The organism is Conexibacter sp. CPCC 205762, assembly GCF_030646155.1.
GTDB lineage: Bacteria > Actinomycetota > Thermoleophilia > Solirubrobacterales > Solirubrobacteraceae > Conexibacter.
The window spans coordinates 122,781-139,246 of sequence record NZ_JAUTDN010000001.1 but is presented as its reverse complement, the minus strand read 5'-3'; the positions used below and the strand labels follow the sequence as shown (position 1 = coordinate 139,246).

The window sequence follows — 16,466 nt, the reverse complement described above, 5'->3', positions numbered from 1 at the left end:
CACATCCGCGCTGCGCCGCCCGCGCCGCCGCCCCGCCCGACGCCGCCGTCCCCGCGCGACGCCTCGCGGCCGCGCCCGCCTATCCCGGCGTGACGGTGATCTCGCGCGCGTCGGCGCCGGCGTGCGCGAGCGCCACGCGGGCGGCGACGACGACGCCCGCGTCGGCGAGCGCCTCCTCCGCGATCGCCGGCCATTCGACGAACGCGACCCGCTCCGGCCCGAGATAGTCGGCCAGCAGCGCGGGATCCTCGTCGTCGAGGCCGCCGAGGCGGTAGAGGTCGAGGTGCGAGACGCCGACGCGCCCCTCGTAGCGGCGGCCGATCGTGAAGGTCGGGCTGGTGACGTTGCCGGTCACGCCGAGCGCCCGCGCGGCGCCGCGCACGAAGGTCGTCTTGCCGGCGCCGAGGTCGCCGCTCAGCAGCACCACGTCGCCCGGCGCCAGCGCGGCGGCGACCCGCGCCGCCAGCGCCTCCGTCTCGGCGGCGCTCGACGTCCGGTGGACGCCCGTGGGAAGCGGCTCGCGCCGCTCGCTCATCGCGCGGCGACCGGCTCGACGACGACCGTCTCGCCGTCGCGCAGGTGCATCCGCAGCCCGACGCCCGCCAGCAGCATCCCGCCGCCGGCCAGCAGCGTCAGCAGCAGCTCGGGGCCGGTGCGCGGCAGCGTGCTCGTCGGCGGCGTGGCAGTAGCGGACGGCGCCTGCGCGAGCAGCTGCTCGGCGTCTCCGGCGTCGGCCATCAGCGTCGTGTCGCGCGCGGCCAGCGGCGTCTGCGTCACTCTCGCGCCGTCCGCGCGCGGCACCGGCGCGTCCGTCACGGGCGCCGCCTGGGCGATCAGCTCCGCCGGGGTCTGGCGCGCATCGGCGGCCGCGGGGAGCGCGGCGGCGGTGGCAACGGCGAGGACTGCGATCTGGGAGCTTCGGCGCATCGGGCGGGGAACCATAACCGCGCACGCGTCGCGACGGCGCTGTGAATTCCTGCAACGTGCGGAGATTTCGCGCCACCCTTGACGGACCGGGTTACGGTAGATGGACGGTGTCAGAGCGACCGACCCCACCCGCGGGAGGCGCGGGCTGGCTGTCGGCCCGCCTCGCCACGCTGCGCCACTCCGATTTCGCCAAGGCCGGCGGCCTGGCGATCGCGATGATCGCCAACAACGTCGTCGCGCTCGCCGCGACCGTCGTCTTCGCACGCCAGCTCGACGACTACGGCGCGCTCGCCGCGCTGCTCGCGTACGTGCTGATCCTGTCGGTGATCGGCCAGGCGCTGCAGGTCGCGACCGCGCGCGAGGCGGTCCTCGGCACGCTCGGTCGCGGCCCCGACCTCGCCGCGACGCTGCGCTCGTGGACCCGCACGCTGCTCGTCGTCACGGTCGTGCTCGGCGTCGTCTCGGCGCTGCTGCGGGAGCCGATCGCAGCCGCCGTCGGCGTCGACGAGCAATGGGCCGCCGCCTGCGGGCTGCCGGCCGGGGTGCTGTGGCTGCTGCTGGCGATCCTGCGCGGCGCGCTGCAGGGGATCGGCGACTACCGCGCGGTCGGCGTCAGCCTCGTCGGCGAGCAGGGCGCCCGGCTCGTCTTCGGGGTCCTGCTGGCCGCCGTCGGGCTCGACGTCACCGGCGCCTTCCTCGGCACGCCGGTCGCGATGGGCGTGATCGCGCTGTGGTGCGGGACGGCGCTGCGCGACCACCTGCTCCCGCCCGGCGCCGAGCATCCGCCGCCCGCACCGGCGCTGCGGCTGCGCGACCACATCGCGGGCGCGTGGGTGCCAATCGGCGGGCTCGTGATCGTCGCTGTGCTGCAGAACATCGATGTGATCGCCGCCCAGCACCGCCTCGACCAGGATCTCGCCAGCTCCTACGGCGCGACGACGGTCGCCGCCAAGATGCTGATCTGGGTCGCGATCGGGATCGGCTTCTACCTCGTGCCCGAGACCTCACGGCGTTTCTCCGCAGGCGAGCCGACGCGCCCGGTGCTGCTGCGCTCCCTATCGCTCCTGCTGCTGTGCGCGGTTCCGGCGCTGGCGATCTTCGCGCTGGTGCCGAGACTGCTGCTGAGACTGGCCTTCGGCGCCGACCGCCTGCTCGCCGTCGACGCGCTGCTGCCGCTCGGGGTCGCCTTCACGCTGCTGGCGCTGACCTATCTTGCGATCCAGTACCTGCTCGCGCTGCGCGCCGTCTGGTTCCTGCTGCCGCTCAGCGCGGTCGCCGCGCTGGAGCCGATCCTGCTGCTCGCGGCGGCGCCCGCCGACCCGCGCGACTTCGCGCTGCTGGTGCTGGCGATCCAGGCGCTCGCCTGCGCCGTCGCGCTCGCGCTCGCCTTCACCCGCCCGCGCGCAGGCGCTCGTCAGCAGCCAGCAGCGCGGCGACCCGCTCGGCCGCCGCGCGCAGCCGCCGGAAGTACGCCGCGCGGCTGAGCGCGAGCTCGTCGGCCGCCTGCTCGTGGCTCGGCGCCGGGTCGAGGTAGCCGCGTTCGAGCACGCGCCGCAGCAGTTGCTCGTTGGCGGTCTCGCCGAAGGCGCGCGCGGCCGCCTGCTCCAGCAGCGTCCGCACCGACGCCGCCCGCTGCTCCTGCGTCGCGCCGCTGGCGAGCGGGCTGTCGGCGAGCTTGTGCGGCACGCCGAGGTTGCGCAGCGCGTCGCGGACCGCCTCGGCGAGGTCGAGGTCCCCCTCCCGGTCGCCCGCGACCGCCCGCACCGCCTCCTCCTCGGCCGGCGCCTGCGGCGGGACGAGGCCCAGCTCGGCGTAGATCAGCGCCCGCTGCGCTCCCAGCAGGCCGCCGGGGCCGTAGTCGAGCAGGTAGCACTGCGTCAGCCGGCCGTCGAGCGTCACGTCCAGCTCGGGCACGTGGCGACCGCCGGCCGCCTGTGCGAAGCGGACCGCGCCGTCGAGCCGCGGGTCGATCGGCAGGTAGGCGTAGCGCGGGTTCTCCAGCCCCGAGCGGAGGATCCCCGACATCCCGAGCATCGCCTGCACGCCCGTGCGCGGGTCGGCGGTGAAGTCGACCGCCGACTGCCACAGCACCGCGCGGCCCTCGCCCCCGGTCGCGCGCGCGTGCTCCAGCCACGGGCCGAGCTGCGGATCGCCGGCGACCATCGGCGGGGCGTTCGCGCTCGTGACCGACAGCTCGAAGCCGCGGATGCGGTCGCCGAGGTCGCGCACGATCGCGATCCGCTCCGGCGCCCGCTCGAAGTACGGCTCCAGCACGCTCCAGCGCTCCGGCGCGCGGCGCTCTCTCAGCAGCCGTAGGACCGCCTCGGCGTCGCCCGGCCGGACCTCGTCGAGCCGGTGCTCGCCGGCCGCGTCCCATGAGAAGCCCCAGCGGATCGCCTCGTTCTCGACCAGGTGCGAGAGGTCGATCGACAGCAGCTGATGGCCGGCGACGGCCTTCGCGTGGAGGTGGTCGGCGATCCGCCGGCGCAGGTCCCGCTCGCGCTCGCGGTCACGGTGGCGGAGGTCGCCGTGGAGCGCCTTGCGGACCAGCTCGTGGAGCGCGATCCCATCCCCCAACGGACCAGCGAACGTGCGCTCGCGCAGCCACATGTACGCCTGTACAGCATCGGAGTCGGGCAGCACCTCGCGCAGCATGTCGATCGTCGTCACGCGCGCGATCGCGGCGACCGCGAGCGGCCCCAGGTGCGGCCCGTCGATCTCGGCCTCGGCGAGCCGGCGGATCAGCGCCCGCATCAGCTCCGGGCGGTCGATCTCCTCGGCGCGCCCGGCCGCGTCGCCGTCGCCCGGCACCGCGCCGAGCGCGTCGTCGCCGGCGAGCGCGAGCGCCAGCGGCGATCCCTTCGCCCAGCCGACCAGCTCGTCGATCCGGCCGGCGTCGTCGACCCCGTGCAGCGCCAGCAGCTCCTGCGCCTCGTCGGCCGACAGCCCGCTCAGCTCCAGCTGCACCGCGAGCGACTCCCAGCCGCCCTCCAGCCAGCCGCGGCTGGGCCGCTCGCGGCCGGCGATGACGACCAGCGCCCGCTCCGGCAGGCTCGGCACGACCGTCCCGCGCAGATAGCCGTCGAGCGCGGTCATCCGCTCGTAGGTGTCGATCAGGACGAGCGGCGCGGTCTCCTCGCGCGCGGCGGCGAGGGCGGCGTCGAGCGCCCGCGGTGCCGGCGCCAGCTCGCGCCCCTCGACGAAATGGGCGCGGCGCCCGTCCGCGCCGGCGCGCCGCGCCAGCTCGCGCAGCAGCGTCGACTTGCCGATCCCGCCGGGGCCGTGGATCAGGACGACGCTGGCGTCGCCGTCGCCGCCGAGACAGCGCTCGAGGAACGCCAGCTCGCTGCTGCGTCCCACGAATCTGCGCCGGTCCCGCTCGGCGAGACGGGCTCCGATCGTCGCCATGGGCCGGACATTACGGCGCGCGTGCGCCATCCTCCACCCCAGGCTTCGAAGATCTGGACGAACGGGCGGCTGCGGCGGGGCCTCAGAAGAGGCCGAGCTGATCCTGGTGGACGTCGGGCTCCGGCTCCTCGGCCGCCGCGGCGGCCGGCGGCTCCTCCGGCGTGTGCGCGACTTCCGGCGAGTCCTCCGCCTCCGGCTCGGGCTCCGGCTCGACCTCCGGCACTGGCTCGAACACCTCGGGCGCCGGCTGCGGCGGCAGCGGCGCCGCCAGCAGGTCCGGCAGCTGGGCGAAGTCGGCCCGCAGCGTGTCGAGCATGCTGGGCGTGTAGAGCGCGGCGGCCGGGTGGTAGATCGGCAGGATCGTGACGGCGCGGCGCCCGAGCACGACGACCTCCGGGTTGCCGTGGACCTTCGAGATCCCGGTCGGGTCGTCGCGCAGCAGCTTGGTCGAGAAGTTGCCGAGCGTGCAGATCACCTTCGGCTCGATCAGCTCCACCTGGCGGTGGAGGTAGTCGCGGCAGGTCTCGATCTCGGTCGGGCGCGGGTCGCGGTTGTTCGGCGGCCGGCACTTGAGCACGTTGGCGATGAAGACGTCGCCGCGCTCCAGCCCGACCTCCTCCAGCAGCCGGTCGAGCAGTCTGCCGGCCTGACCGATGAACGGCAGGCCGCCGCGATCCTCGTTGGCGCCGGGCGCCTCGCCGACGAACATCAGGTCGGCGTCGGCGTTGCCGGCCCCGAAGACGACCGTCTGGCGGGTCTCCGACAGGGGGCACTTGGTGCAGGTCCGGGCCTCCTGCCAGACCTCCTTCAGCTGCTCGCGGCGCTCGACTGCTGACGTCATCGGACACGATGGTATTCACGTCGCCCGACAGCTGTACTACCATTGCGCCAAGCCGTCACCCGAAGGGGGCGGACTGTTCGTGTCGCACCCGCAGCGCCAACCTGCAACTCGACCGGTATCTCCCATGTGGGAACTGGAACGGGAATCGGATCTTCCTGATCTCACGCGCCTTCGCTGCGCGATCGTCGGAGCCGGCCGTCTCGGCCGAGCGCTCGCGCCTGCGCTGCTCGACGCCGGCATCGCGACGAGCGGGCCGCTCGGACGCGGAGCCGACGGCGGCGACGCCGACGTCGTGATCCTCTGCGTCCCCGACGCCGAGATCGCCGGCGCCGCGGCCGCGATCGCGCCCCGCCCCGGCCGCTACGTCGGCCACTGCTCGGGCGCGACGACGCTGGAGCCGCTCGCCCCGCACACGGGCTTCTCGCTGCACCCGCTGATGAGCGTCCCGCTCGACGGCGCCTCGCGCCTGGCCGGCGCGGCCGCCGCCGTCGCCGGCGAGACGCCGGCCGCGCACGCGCTCGCGACCGCGCTCGCCTTCCGGCTGGGCCTGACGCCGGTCGCGGTCGCCGACGAGGACCGCGCCGCCTACCACGCGGCCGCCTCGATCGCCTCCAACTTCCTCGTCACGCTCGAGGCCGCCGCCGAGCGGATCGGCGCCAGCGCCGGCCTCGACCGCGACGCGCTCGTCCCGCTCGTGCGGGCGACGCTGGAGAACTGGGCCGCGCTCGGAGCCGAGCGCGCGCTGACCGGGCCGCTCGTGCGCGGCGACGAGGCGACCGTCGCGCGGCAGCGCGAGGCGGTCGCCGAGCGCACGCCCGAGCTGCTGGAGCTGTTCGACACGCTTGCCGATGCAACCCGCGCGCTCGCGGGCACTTCAACCCTCGACCGCGAGTTCCCGGGGCGCAGCGCAGGTCCCGCGCTGGAGTGGAACTCGCAAGGCGGAGCCCCATGAGTCTGCAGATCGTCCGCAGCGTCGCCGAGCTGCGCGCCGTGTTGCGTCCCGTGCGCCTCTCCGAGCGCTCGATCGGCCTCGTCCCGACGATGGGGGCGTTTCACGACGGCCACCGTTCGCTGATGCAGCGGGCGGCCGAGTGCAACGACCTCGTCGTCGTCTCGCTGTTCGTCAACCCGACGCAGTTCGGCAGAGACGAGGACCTGTCGAAGTACCCGCGCAACGAGGCCCGCGACGCCGCGATCGCCGAGGCGGCGGGTGTCGACGTGCTGTTCGCGCCGCCGGTCGAGGAGGTCTACCCGGACGGCCACGCGACCTCGATCAGCGTCGGCGGCGTGACCGATTCGCTGGAGGGCGCGCATCGTCCCGGCCACTTCGACGGCGTCGCGACCGTCGTCGCGAAGCTGTTCAACATGGTCCAGCCGGACGTCGCCTACTTCGGCCAGAAGGACGCCCAGCAGGCGCTCGTGATCCGCAAGCTCGTGCGTGATCTCGACATCCCGGTGCGGGTCGAGATCTGCCCGACGGTGCGCGAGGCCGACGGGCTGGCGATGTCGAGCCGCAACGCCTACCTCGACGACCACGACCGCATACAGGCGGTCGCGCTGCGGCGGGCGCTCGACGCCGCCGAGCGGGTGGTCGAGCGGGGCGAGCGCGACGCCGAGCAGGTCTCGGCGGCCGCCCGCGCCGTGCTCGCCGAGCACGCGATCGAGCCCGAGTACGTCGCGCTCGTCGGCCCGGAGACACTGACGCCGGTCCAGCGCGTCGACGGCGAGGTGCTGATGGCGCTGGCAGCGCGCGTCGGCCCCGCCCGTCTGATCGACAACACGATCCTGTCCGCCCCTGACGCGACCCCGGAGCCCGCCGCATGATCCGCACGATGCTGAAGTCGAAGATCCACCGAGCGACGGTGACCGCGTCCGACCTCCACTACGTCGGCTCGATCACGATCGACCCGGACCTGCTGGAGGCCTCCGACATCCTCGAGCACGAGCAGGTCGCCGTCGTCGACGTCGACAACGGCGCCCGCTTCGAGACCTACACGATCGCCGGCGAGCGCGGCTCGGGCGAGATCAAGGTCAACGGCGCGGCGGCCCGGCTCGTCCACCACGGCGACACGGTCATCGTCATCTCTTACGCCCAGTACGACAAGACGGAGATGGAGCACTACGTCCCGACTGTCGTGCACGTCGATTCCGACAACCGCATCATCCACGTCGACAGCGAGGTGGCGACCCTCTTGACGGGCGCCAACCCCGCCTGACAAGGAGTTACGCCATGTCCGCTGCACCCGTTCCGACCAATGCCGGTGCGATCGACCGGCTGCCGGTCTCGCTCCCGCAGCTGCAGGAGAAGAAGCGCCTCGGCGAGCCGATCGCAATGGTCACCGCCTACGACTACCCGTCCGCCGTCGTCGCCGAGCAGGCCGGCGTCGACGTCGTGCTGGTCGGCGACTCGGGCGCGATGACCGTGCTCGGCTACCCCTCGACCGTGCCCGTCTCGGTCGAGGAGATGCTGATGCTCGCCAGCGCCGTGCGGCGCGGACTGCGCACGCCGCTGCTGGTCGCCGACCTGCCGTTCGGCTCGTTCGAGGCCTCCGACCAGCAGGCGATCGAGACCGCCCGCCGCTTCATCAAGGAGGCCGGCGCCGACGCCGTCAAGCTGGAGGCCAACGGCGTCGCTGCGGAGCGCGCCCGCGCGCTCGTGAACGCCGGCATCCCGGTGATGGGCCACGTCGGCCTGACGCCGCAGACGGCGACCGCGCTCGGCGGCTACCGCGCCCAGGGCCGCACGGCCGAGCGCGCGCTCGACGTCGCGCGCGACGCGCTCGCGCTGCAGGAGGCCGGCTGCTTCTCGATCGTCTTCGAGGCGATCCCGGCGCAGGTCGCGGCCGTGCTGATGGAGCGGATGGAGATCCCCGTGATCGGGATCGGCGCCGGCGGCGCGACCGACGGCCAGGTGCTGGTCTTCCACGACCTGCTCGGGATCCGCGAGGGCGTCGGCGCGCGCTTCGTCAAGCGCTACGCCTCGCTGCACGACGAGATGGTCGCGGGCGTGCGCGCCTACACCGAGGACGTGCGCACGCAGCGCTACCCCGAGGCAGACCACACGTACTCGATCGATCCCGCCGAGTTCGAGCGCTTCCGCGCCGAGCTCGGGTAGCTCTGAGCAGGGTCCGGCAGGGCGCCCAGGGGCGCCCTGCCGGCTCAGTCTCTACACTGGCGCGCGTTCGTTGTTCACATTCCGTACACGGATCGTTCACAAAGACATGGCGCGCCTCTCCCAGATCTTCTCCCCCCGTGATCGCGAGTTCTTCGACCTGTTCGAGGAGGCGGGCCGCAATGCGCACCAGGCGGCCGACCTGCTCGACCAGATGCTGCGGGGCTTCCCCGACACGAAGAACCTCGCCCGCGACATCCTGATCTGCGAGCAGGAGGGCGACCGCATCACGCACGACGTGATCCAGCGGCTCAACAACACCTTCGTGACGCCGATCGACCGCGAGGACATCCTCGAGCTGGCGTCGAGAATCGACGACATCGTCGACTTCACCGAAGAAGTCGCCGACTACCTCGGGCTCTACAAGATCGAGGCGCCGATGGAGCAGGCGCAGCGGCTGGCCCACATCCTCTTCCAGTCGACGCGCCAGATCGTCGAGGCGATCCCGCGGATGCGCGACTTCAAGGACATCTCGCACTACACCGTCGAGGTCAACCGGCTCGAGAACGAGGGCGACCGGGTCGTGCGCGAGGCGATCGCCTCGCTGTTCGACACCGGCATCGACCCGATGGTCGTGATCCGCTGGAAGGACCTGTTCGAGCGGCTGGAGGACGCGATCGACGCCACCGAGCACGTCGCCAACGTGCTCGAGGGCATCGTCATCAAGAACTCCTGACGCCCGGACCGCTCCGATGGATCAGGACATCATCCTCTTCATCGTCGTCGCGACCGCGCTCGCGTTCGACTTCACCAACGGCTTCCACGACACCGCCAACGTCGTCGCCACCTCGATCTCGACGCGGGCGCTGAACCCGCGCGTCGCGGTCGCGCTGGCGGCGGTGCTGAACTTCGTCGGCGCCTTCCTGTCGCTGGAGGTCGCCTCGACGATCGCCAACAACATCGTCGACCAGGGCCAGGTGACGACGACGATCGTCTTCGCCGGCCTGGTCGGGGCGATCGTCTGGAACCTCGTGACGTGGTACTTCGGGCTGCCGTCGAGCAGCTCGCATGCGCTGATCGGCGGCGTCGTCGGCGCGATGTTCGTCGCCGTCGGCACGAGCGCGATCAACGGCGACGGGATCATCGCGAAGGTGCTCGTGCCCGCGCTGATCGCGCCGCTGCTGGCGTTCTCGGCCGCGGGGCTGGCGATCCTCTGCTGCTACCGGATCGTCGGGCGGCTGGCGCCAGGCCCGGTCAGCCGCGGCTTCCGCGTCGGCCAGATCTTCTCCGGCGGCCTGCTGGCGCTCGCGCACGGCACCAACGACGCGCAGAAGACGATGGGCATCATCACGCTCGCGCTGATCTCCAGCGGCCACCTCCATCAGGACGCCTCGGTGCCCTCCTGGGTCGTCGTCTCGGCCGCGACCGCGATCGCGCTCGGCACCTACCTCGGCGGCTGGAGAATCATCAAGACGATGGGCAGCCGGATCATCAAGATGGATCCGGCGCAGGGCTTCGCCGCGCAGGGCGCCGGCTCTGCCGCGATCCTCGCTGCGACCCACTTCGGCTACCCGCTCTCGACGACGCACACGATCTCCGGCGCGATCATGGGCGCCGGCGCCGCCAAGCGGCTCTCGGCCGTGCGCTGGGGCGTCGCGTACAACATCATGATCGCCTGGGTGCTGACGCTGCCGGCGTCGGCGTTCGTCGGCGGCCTCGTCTACGCGATCACGCACCTGTTCGGCGACGGCGCGGCCGGCCCGGTGATCGTCGCCCTGGCGGGCGTCGCGCTGGTCGTCTTCATATTCGCGCGGCGGCTGCAGCAGGGCGGCTCGATCACGACGACCGCGACCGAGTCGAGCTGATGCTGCCGTTCGCGGAGATCGTCGACTGGGGCCAGCTGCTGGAGGTCGTCCTGGTCGGGCTGCTGGCCGGCACCGGCATCAGCATCGCCTTCTCGCTCGTGCTGCTCGGCGCGGTGCGCGCCGGCGAGGCGCAGCAGCAGTCGCGGCCGGCCGCGATGGCCGGCTACGGCGCCGTCGCGCTGATCGGGCTGGCCGTCTGCATCGGCGCGATCGTCTTTGGCATCAGCACGATGCTGAGCAAGTAACGACGCCTTCACCGATTCGACACCACTGGGAGGCGCCGCGGCGGCGATCCTCCCGGCCGGAATGGTCGATCCGCCGCGCCCGCACGCCGCCGCCGTCTCCCGCGCGGGCGGCTGGACGTTGCTGCAGGCGCTGCTCTGCGCCGGCACACTGATCGCATTGTGGGTCGCGCTCGACCCGCGCACCGCCGACCTCGCCGCGCAGGTCTACCGCGCGAACCTGTTCGGCCGCGAGGGCTTCGCGCTGTGGGACAACGGCTGGTTCGCCGGCCACCACCTGCCCGGCTACAGCCTGCTGTTCCCGCCGCTGGCGGCCGCCTTCGGGCCGCGCACCGTCGGCGTCGGCTCCGTGCTCGTCTCGGCGCTGCTGTTCGCCCACCTCGTGCGGCTGCACTGGCCCGGGCGCGAGGTGCGGCTCGCGGTCGCCTGGTTCGCGCTCGCCGCCGTCGGCGACCTCTTCATCGGGCGGCTGACGTTCGCGCTCGGCGTCACCTTCGCGCTCGGCTGCGTCGTCGCGCTGTCGCACCGCCGCTGGCCGCTGGCGGTCGCGCTCGGCGTCGCGACGGCGGCCGCCAGCCCCGTGACGGCGCTGCTGCTGGTGGTCGTGCTGCCGGCCGGGATCCGCGCGGTCGCGCCGCGCTGGCGGCCGCTGGTGCTGGGCGGGCCGCTGGTCGTGCCGGTCGCGACGGCGGTGCTGTTCCCGGAGGGCGGCGCGCAGCCGTACGGCGCCGGCGGCGCGGCGCTCGCGATCATCATCGCGCTGGGCGTCTGGGCCGGGCTCGACCCGCGCGAGAAGGAGCTGCGGACCGGCGCGCTGCTGTACGCGGTCGCGGTCGCCGGAGCGTTCGCCGTGCCGTCGCCGATGGGCAGCAACGTCGCGCGGCTGGGCGTGCTGGTCGCGGGGCCGGTGCTGCTGCTGGGCGCCCGCTCCGGCCGCTCGCGGCTGCTGACGGCGGCGACCTGCCTGCTGATCGTCGGCTGGCAGCTATGGGCGCCGGTGACCGAGCTGATCAAGGCCGACACGAGCCCGGCGACGACCGCCTCCTACTTCCAGCCGCTGCTCGATCGCCTCAAGGCCGAGCCGCACGGCCGCGTCGAGGTGGTACCGACCTCGACGCGCTGGGAGTCGGTCTACGTCGCGCCCCACGTCGCGCTCGCGCGCGGCTGGCAGACGCAGCTCGACGCGCGCTACAACGCGCTCTTCTACAGAGACGAGCTGGACGCGGGCGAGTACGAGGCGTGGCTGCGCAGACTCGGGATCACCCACGTGGCGGTCAGCGACGCGCCGAAGGAGCGCTGGGGCCAGCTCGAGGAGCGGCTGCTGGCCGACCCGCCGCCGTACCTGCGCGAGGTCTGGCGCTCCGACCACTGGCGCCTGTTCGCGCTCACCGATCCGCAGCCGCTGGCGAGCGGCGGCAGGCTGACGCGGCTCGACGGCGACAGCTTCACCGTCGCGACGACCCATCCGGGCAGGGTGCTGGTGCGGATCCGCTGGACGCCCTTCTGGACCCCGCCGCCCGGCGCCTGCGTCGAGCGCTCGGCGAGAGGCTTCACGCTGCTGGGCGTGCCCGGACCGGGGTCGTGGGAGGTGAGAGCGGACTGGAGCGTCGGCGCCGCCCTCGGCGACCCGGCGCGCGCCTGCGACGAGCCGTCCTGACGCGCGTCCGCGCCGCCCTTCGCCCCGCGCGGGCGCCTACCCGGCGGGGTACTCGATCTGCGTCAGCGGCTTCGCGGGCGCGCCGGCGGCGATCGTGAACGGCGGGATGTCGCTCGTGACGACGCTGTTGGCGCCGATCACCGCGCGCTCGCCGATCGTCACACCGCTGGTGACGACGACGTTGGCGCCGCACCAGACGTTGTCGCCGATCCGCGTCGGGCCCTTGCTCGTGAAGCCCTGCCACGGGACCGGCTTCTGCGGGTCGTCGAAGCGGTGGTTGGCGTCGCTGATCAGGCAGCCGTTGGCGAACATGCAGTGCTCGCCGATCTCGACCAGCTCCATCGCCGCGACCATCACGCCCATGTTGAGGAAGCTGCCGGCGCCGATGCGGATGCGCGCCTGGTCGGGCGCCGTCAGCCAGACGCCGGGCTCGAACAGGACGCCGGCGCCCAGCTCCAGCCGGCCCTGCTGCAGCGCCTCCAGCACGTTGCCGTGCAGCGGCCAGCGCGCGAACGCCTCCCGCCGCATCAGCTCCCAGTGGATGCGGCCCCGGTTCCACGGCAGCTCGTTGCGCTGATACCAGCGCCACTTCTGCGCCCACAGGGTCGCCTGCCGCCGCAGCTCCGAGGATTCGGTCATCCGGGCACGCTATCGATTCGCGTGCGCATCGGCGATCATGGGCGCATGTTCGGTCGCCGTCGCATCCTCCTTCCGCTCCTGCTCTGTGTCGTGATCGGAGCCTCTTCGGGGGTGGCAGCGGCCGCCCCGCTCGACACGACGACGCCGCTGGAGCAGGCGATCGCCGGGCTGCCGCAGCGCGGGCCGTGGCTCGGCAAGCCGGACGCGCCGGTCGTGATGGAGGTCTACAGCGACCTGCAATGCCCGTACTGCCGCGATTTCGAGGCGGAGACGCTGCCGCGTGTCGTCAGACGCTGGGTCGCCGACGGCACGCTGCGGATCCGCCAGCGCTTCCTGACGTTCATCGGCCGCGACTCGGTGCGGACCGCGCGGCTCGCGGTCGCCGCCGGCGAGCAGAACCTGCTGTGGCCGACGACCGCGCGGCTGCTGGACGCGCAGGGCGAGGAGGCGAGCGGCTACGCGACCGACGACTTCCTCGCCGCGATCGCCGCCGCGATCCCCGGCCTCGACGCCGACGCGGCGCTCGCCCGCGCCCGCGCCGACGCGACGCTCGACCCGCTGCGGCTGGCGAGACGCAGCAGCCGCCAGCTCGGCGTCAGCGGCACGCCGGCGCTCGCTATCGGCCGCCGCGGCACCCCGCTGAGACGGTTCGACGGCAACCCCGCCCGCCTGCGCGAGATCTCCGCCGCGATCGCGACCGCGCTGAAGCCGGCGCGCTAGGCGCCGGCCGCATCACGCTCGCGGGCCGCTCGCTTCCGCGCGGGGCGCGGCGCCCCAGGCGCGCGACGTGGCCCGCCCCGCCTCTACGCGGCCGCCGCGACCTTGCGCGGGCGGCGTCTTCTCGGCGCTCTTCTGCCGCCCAGCCCGACCGGCGGGGCGCTGGCGAGGATGTCGCGCAGGAAGTCGCCCGTCACCGAGCCCGGCGTCGCGACGATCTCCTCCGGCGTGCCGGTGCCGAGCAGCCTGCCGCCCTCGTCGCCGCCCTCGGGACCCATGTCGATCAACTGGTCGGCCGTCTTGATGACGTCGAGGTTGTGCTCGATCACGACGACCGAGTTGCCCTGGTCGACGAGCCGCTGCAGCACCTCCAGCAGCCGCTGGATGTCGGCGAAGTGGAGGCCGGTCGTCGGCTCGTCGAGGATGTAGAGCGTCTTGCCGGTCGCGACCTTCGCCAGCTCGGCCGCGAGCTTGACGCGCTGCGCCTCGCCGCCGGAGAGCGTCGTCGCCGGCTGCCCGAGCCGCATGTAGTCGAGCCCGACGTCGTGCAGCGTCTGGATCCGGCGGCGGATCTTCGGGATGTGCTCGAAGAACTCCAGCGCCTCCTCGATCGGCATCTCCAGCACGTCCGAGATCGACTTGCCCTTGAATCTGATCTCGAGCGTCTCGCGGTTGTAGCGCTTGCCGTGGCACTGCTCGCAGGGGACGTAGACGTCTGGCAGGAAGTGCATCTCGATCTTGATCTGGCCGTCGCCCCTGCAGACCTCGCAGCGGCCGCCCTTGACGTTGAACGAGAAGCGGCCGGCTCTGTAGCCGCGCGCCCGCGCCTCCTGCGTTCTCGAGAAGAGGTCGCGCACGATGTCGAAGAGGCCGATGTACGTCGCCGGGTTGGAGCGCGGCGTGCGCCCGATCGGCGACTGGTCGACGGCGATGATCTTGTCGAGCTGGTCGAGCCCCGTGACGCGGCGGTGCGTGCCCGGCCGCTGCTTGGCCCGGTGCAGTCTGTTCGCGACCGACTTGTAGAGGATCTCGTTGACGAGGGTCGACTTGCCCGAGCCGGAGACGCCCGTGACCGCCGTGAAGGTGCCGAGCGGCACTCTCACGGTCACGTTCTTGAGGTTGTTCTGGGTCGCGCCCTCGATCGTCACGTAGCCGCTCGGGACGCGCCGCTGCGACGGGATCTCGATCCGCCGCGTGCCGGAGAGGAACTGGCCGGTCGCCGACTCCGGAACGGCCTCGATCTGCTTCGCCGTCCCCTGCGCGACGACGTGGCCGCCGTGCTCGCCCGCGCCGGGCCCCATGTCGACGACGTGGTCGGCGGCGCGCATCGTGCCCTCGTCGTGCTCGACGACGAGCACGGTGTTGCCGAGGTCCCGCAGCCGCTGCAGCGTGCCGATCAGCTTCTCGTTGTCGCGCTGGTGGAGCCCGATCGACGGCTCGTCGAGGATGTAGAGGACCCCGACGAGCGAGGAGCCGATCTGCGTCGCGAGCCGGATCCGCTGCGCCTCGCCGCCCGACAGCGTCGCCGCGGCGCGGTCCATCGACAGGTAGCCGACGCCGACGTTCTCCAGGAACGCCAGCCGCTCCTCGATCTCGCGCAGGATCAGCCGCGCGATCGCCTGCTCCTGCGTGCTCAGCTCCAGGTCGCGTATCCAGACGAGCGCGCCGCGCGCCGGCATGTGCGTGTACTCGTGGATCGCTCTGCCGCCGACGAGCACCGCTCTCGCCTCCGGTCGCAGCCGCGCGCCCTTGCACTCCGGGCACGGCACGACCGACATGTACTCCTCGATTCTCTCCCGCGCCCACTCGGAGTCGGTCTCGCGGTAGCGGCGCTCCAGGTTCGGCACGATCCCCTCGAACGAGGTCGTGTACGAGCGCCTGCGGCCGAAGCGGTTCTTGTACTGGATGTGGACGCGCTCGCCGTTGGTGCCGTAGAGGAAGAAGTCCTGCGCCTCCTGGCCCAGCGCCTCCCACGGCGTGTCGAGATCGACGTCGTAGCGCTCCGATATCGACTGCGTCAGCTGCTCGTAGTAGTTGGAGGCGCTCGCCGACCAGGGCGCGATCGCGCCCTCGCCGATCGACAGCGTCGGGTCCGGCACGACCAGCTCCGGGTCGATCTCCATCTGCGAGCCGAGCCCGGTGCAGCGCGGGCAGGCGCCGTGCGGGGCGTTGAAGGAGAACAGCCGCGGCTCCAGCTCGGGGAAGGAGATGCCGCACTCCAGACAGGCGAACTTCTCCGAGTAGGTGCGGATCTCGCCGCCGTCGACCAGCTCCAGCTCCACGATCCCGTCAGCCAGCCGCAGCGCCGTCTCGACCGAGTCGGCGAGCCGCTTGCGCAGATCGGACTTCATGATCAGACGGTCGACCACGACGGAGATGTCGTGTCTGAACTTCTTGTCGAGTCTGATCTCCTCGTCCAGCCGGCGCAGCTCGCCGTCGATCTTCACGCGCGTGAAGCCCTCGGCGCGCAGCTCCTCCAGCTGTCTGCCGTACTCGCCCTTGCGGCCGCGCACGATCGGCGCCATCACCATGAAGCGGGTGCGCTCCTCGAACGCCATCACCTGGTCGATGATCTGCTCGGCCGACTGGCCGGCGATCGCTCTGCCGCATCTGGGGCAGTGCGGCTTGCCGACGCGCGCCCACAGCAGACGCAGGTAGTCGTAGATCTCGGTGACCGTGCCGACCGTCGAGCGCGGGTTGCGCGAGGTCGTCTTCTGGTCGATCGAGATCGCCGGCGAGAGCCCCTCGATCGAGTCGACGTCGGGCTTGTCCATCTGCCCGAGGAACTGCCGCGCGTAGGCCGACAGCGACTCGACGTAGCGCCGCTGGCCCTCCGCGTAGATCGTGTCGAAGGCGAGGCTCGACTTGCCCGACCCGGACAGGCCTGTGATGACGGTCAGCGCATTGCGGGGGAGCGTGACCGTGACGTCCTTGAGGTTGTGCTCGCGAGCCCCGGAGACGACGAGCTGATCGGATGGCGGCATCGCGGAACCACTATAGAAGGGCGAACGGACGTTCGCTCGCCCAGCAGACACCAACCGCCGCACCATCCCGGTAC

16 protein-coding genes are annotated in these 16,466 nt (G+C 72.7%); 10 read left to right on the top strand and 6 right to left on the bottom strand.

Annotation, left to right across the window (positions count from 1 at the left end; genetic code table 11):
• Positions 1 to 79: 79 nt before the first annotated feature.
• Both tsaE and Q7L73_RS00620 read right to left on the bottom strand, forming a co-directional pair.
• Positions 80 to 535, bottom strand: coding sequence for a tRNA (adenosine(37)-N6)-threonylcarbamoyltransferase complex ATPase subunit type 1 TsaE (tsaE, locus tag Q7L73_RS00625; RefSeq protein ID WP_304688117.1), 456 nt, complete (start codon positions 533 to 535; stop codon positions 80 to 82).
• Entirely contained in the window at positions 532 to 927 is a 396-nt protein-coding gene (locus Q7L73_RS00620) for a hypothetical protein (RefSeq protein ID WP_304688115.1), read from the bottom strand. The genes tsaE and Q7L73_RS00620 overlap by 4 nt, the downstream gene beginning before the upstream one ends.
• A 107-nt stretch (positions 928 to 1,034) precedes the next feature.
• Between Q7L73_RS00620 and Q7L73_RS00615 the strand changes: the two genes are divergently transcribed.
• A complete protein-coding gene (locus Q7L73_RS00615) occupies positions 1,035 to 2,411 on the top strand; it encodes a hypothetical protein (RefSeq protein ID WP_304688113.1) in 1,377 nt (458 codons plus the stop codon).
• On the opposite strand, the gene Q7L73_RS00610 is transcribed toward Q7L73_RS00615, so the two are convergent.
• Together Q7L73_RS00610 and Q7L73_RS00605 are read right to left on the bottom strand one after the other, a co-directional pair.
• Positions 2,317 to 4,335 carry an ATP-binding protein gene (locus Q7L73_RS00610; RefSeq protein WP_304688111.1) on the bottom strand — a complete coding sequence of 673 codons (2,019 nt, stop codon included), beginning with the start codon at positions 4,333 to 4,335 and terminating at the stop codon, positions 2,317 to 2,319. The genes Q7L73_RS00615 and Q7L73_RS00610 overlap by 95 nt on opposite strands.
• 82 nt (positions 4,336 to 4,417) lie before the next feature.
• The gene (locus Q7L73_RS00605) at positions 4,418 to 5,176 is read right to left on the bottom strand and encodes a uracil-DNA glycosylase (RefSeq protein ID WP_304688109.1); all 759 of its coding nucleotides are present in this window, start codon (positions 5,174 to 5,176) and stop codon (positions 4,418 to 4,420) included.
• Positions 5,177 to 5,300: 124 nt separating this feature from the next.
• On the opposite strand from Q7L73_RS00605, the gene Q7L73_RS00600 reads away from it, so the two are divergent.
• The 8 genes from Q7L73_RS00600 to Q7L73_RS00565 all read left to right on the top strand — a co-directional run bounded on the left by Q7L73_RS00600 (position 5,301) and on the right by Q7L73_RS00565 (position 12,052).
• The gene (locus tag Q7L73_RS00600; protein WP_304688107.1) at positions 5,301 to 6,128 is read left to right on the top strand and encodes a Rossmann-like and DUF2520 domain-containing protein; all 828 of its coding nucleotides are present in this window, start codon (positions 5,301 to 5,303) and stop codon (positions 6,126 to 6,128) included.
• Positions 6,125 to 7,000 carry a pantoate--beta-alanine ligase gene (gene panC, locus Q7L73_RS00595; protein ID WP_304688106.1) on the top strand — a complete coding sequence of 292 codons (876 nt, stop codon included), beginning with the start codon at positions 6,125 to 6,127 and terminating at the stop codon, positions 6,998 to 7,000. Before Q7L73_RS00600 ends, panC begins: the two co-directional genes overlap by 4 nt.
• The gene (gene panD, locus Q7L73_RS00590) at positions 6,997 to 7,392 is read left to right on the top strand and encodes an aspartate 1-decarboxylase (RefSeq protein ID WP_370552364.1); all 396 of its coding nucleotides are present in this window, start codon (positions 6,997 to 6,999) and stop codon (positions 7,390 to 7,392) included. Before panC ends, panD begins: the two co-directional genes overlap by 4 nt.
• A 14-nt stretch (positions 7,393 to 7,406) precedes the next feature.
• Positions 7,407 to 8,291 (top strand): 3-methyl-2-oxobutanoate hydroxymethyltransferase, encoded by an 885-nt coding sequence (gene panB, locus Q7L73_RS00585; protein ID WP_304688102.1) that lies wholly within the window; start codon positions 7,407 to 7,409, stop codon positions 8,289 to 8,291.
• 106 nt (positions 8,292 to 8,397) lie between these two features.
• Positions 8,398 to 9,024, top strand: a complete 627-nt coding sequence (locus Q7L73_RS00580) for a DUF47 domain-containing protein (RefSeq protein WP_304688100.1) — start codon at positions 8,398 to 8,400, stop codon at positions 9,022 to 9,024.
• 16 nt (positions 9,025 to 9,040) lie between these two features.
• A complete protein-coding gene (locus Q7L73_RS00575) occupies positions 9,041 to 10,153 on the top strand; it encodes an inorganic phosphate transporter (RefSeq protein ID WP_304688099.1) in 1,113 nt (370 codons plus the stop codon).
• Entirely contained in the window at positions 10,153 to 10,398 is a 246-nt protein-coding gene (locus Q7L73_RS00570; protein ID WP_304688098.1) for a hypothetical protein, read from the top strand. Before Q7L73_RS00575 ends, Q7L73_RS00570 begins: the two co-directional genes overlap by 1 nt.
• Positions 10,399 to 10,459: 61 nt before the next feature.
• Positions 10,460 to 12,052: a hypothetical protein gene (locus tag Q7L73_RS00565; protein ID WP_304688096.1), complete on the top strand. Its 1,593-nt coding sequence runs from the start codon at positions 10,460 to 10,462 to the stop codon at positions 12,050 to 12,052.
• A 36-nt stretch (positions 12,053 to 12,088) separates the two neighbouring features.
• Here Q7L73_RS00565 and Q7L73_RS00560 read toward each other — a convergent pair whose 3' ends face one another.
• Positions 12,089 to 12,691: a DapH/DapD/GlmU-related protein gene (locus Q7L73_RS00560; RefSeq protein ID WP_304688093.1), complete on the bottom strand. Its 603-nt coding sequence runs from the start codon at positions 12,689 to 12,691 to the stop codon at positions 12,089 to 12,091.
• Positions 12,692 to 12,802: 111 nt separating this feature from the next.
• On the opposite strand from Q7L73_RS00560, the gene Q7L73_RS00555 reads away from it, so the two are divergent.
• On the top strand, positions 12,803 to 13,411 hold the full coding sequence (locus Q7L73_RS00555; RefSeq protein WP_304688091.1) for a thioredoxin domain-containing protein: 609 nt from the start codon (positions 12,803 to 12,805) through the stop codon (positions 13,409 to 13,411).
• A gap of 83 nt (positions 13,412 to 13,494) precedes the next feature.
• On the opposite strand, the gene uvrA is transcribed toward Q7L73_RS00555, so the two are convergent.
• Complete coding sequence (uvrA, locus tag Q7L73_RS00550) at positions 13,495 to 16,392, bottom strand: excinuclease ABC subunit UvrA (protein ID WP_304688089.1); 2,898 nt, start codon at positions 16,390 to 16,392, stop codon at positions 13,495 to 13,497.
• Positions 16,393 to 16,466: the final 74 nt, after the last annotated feature.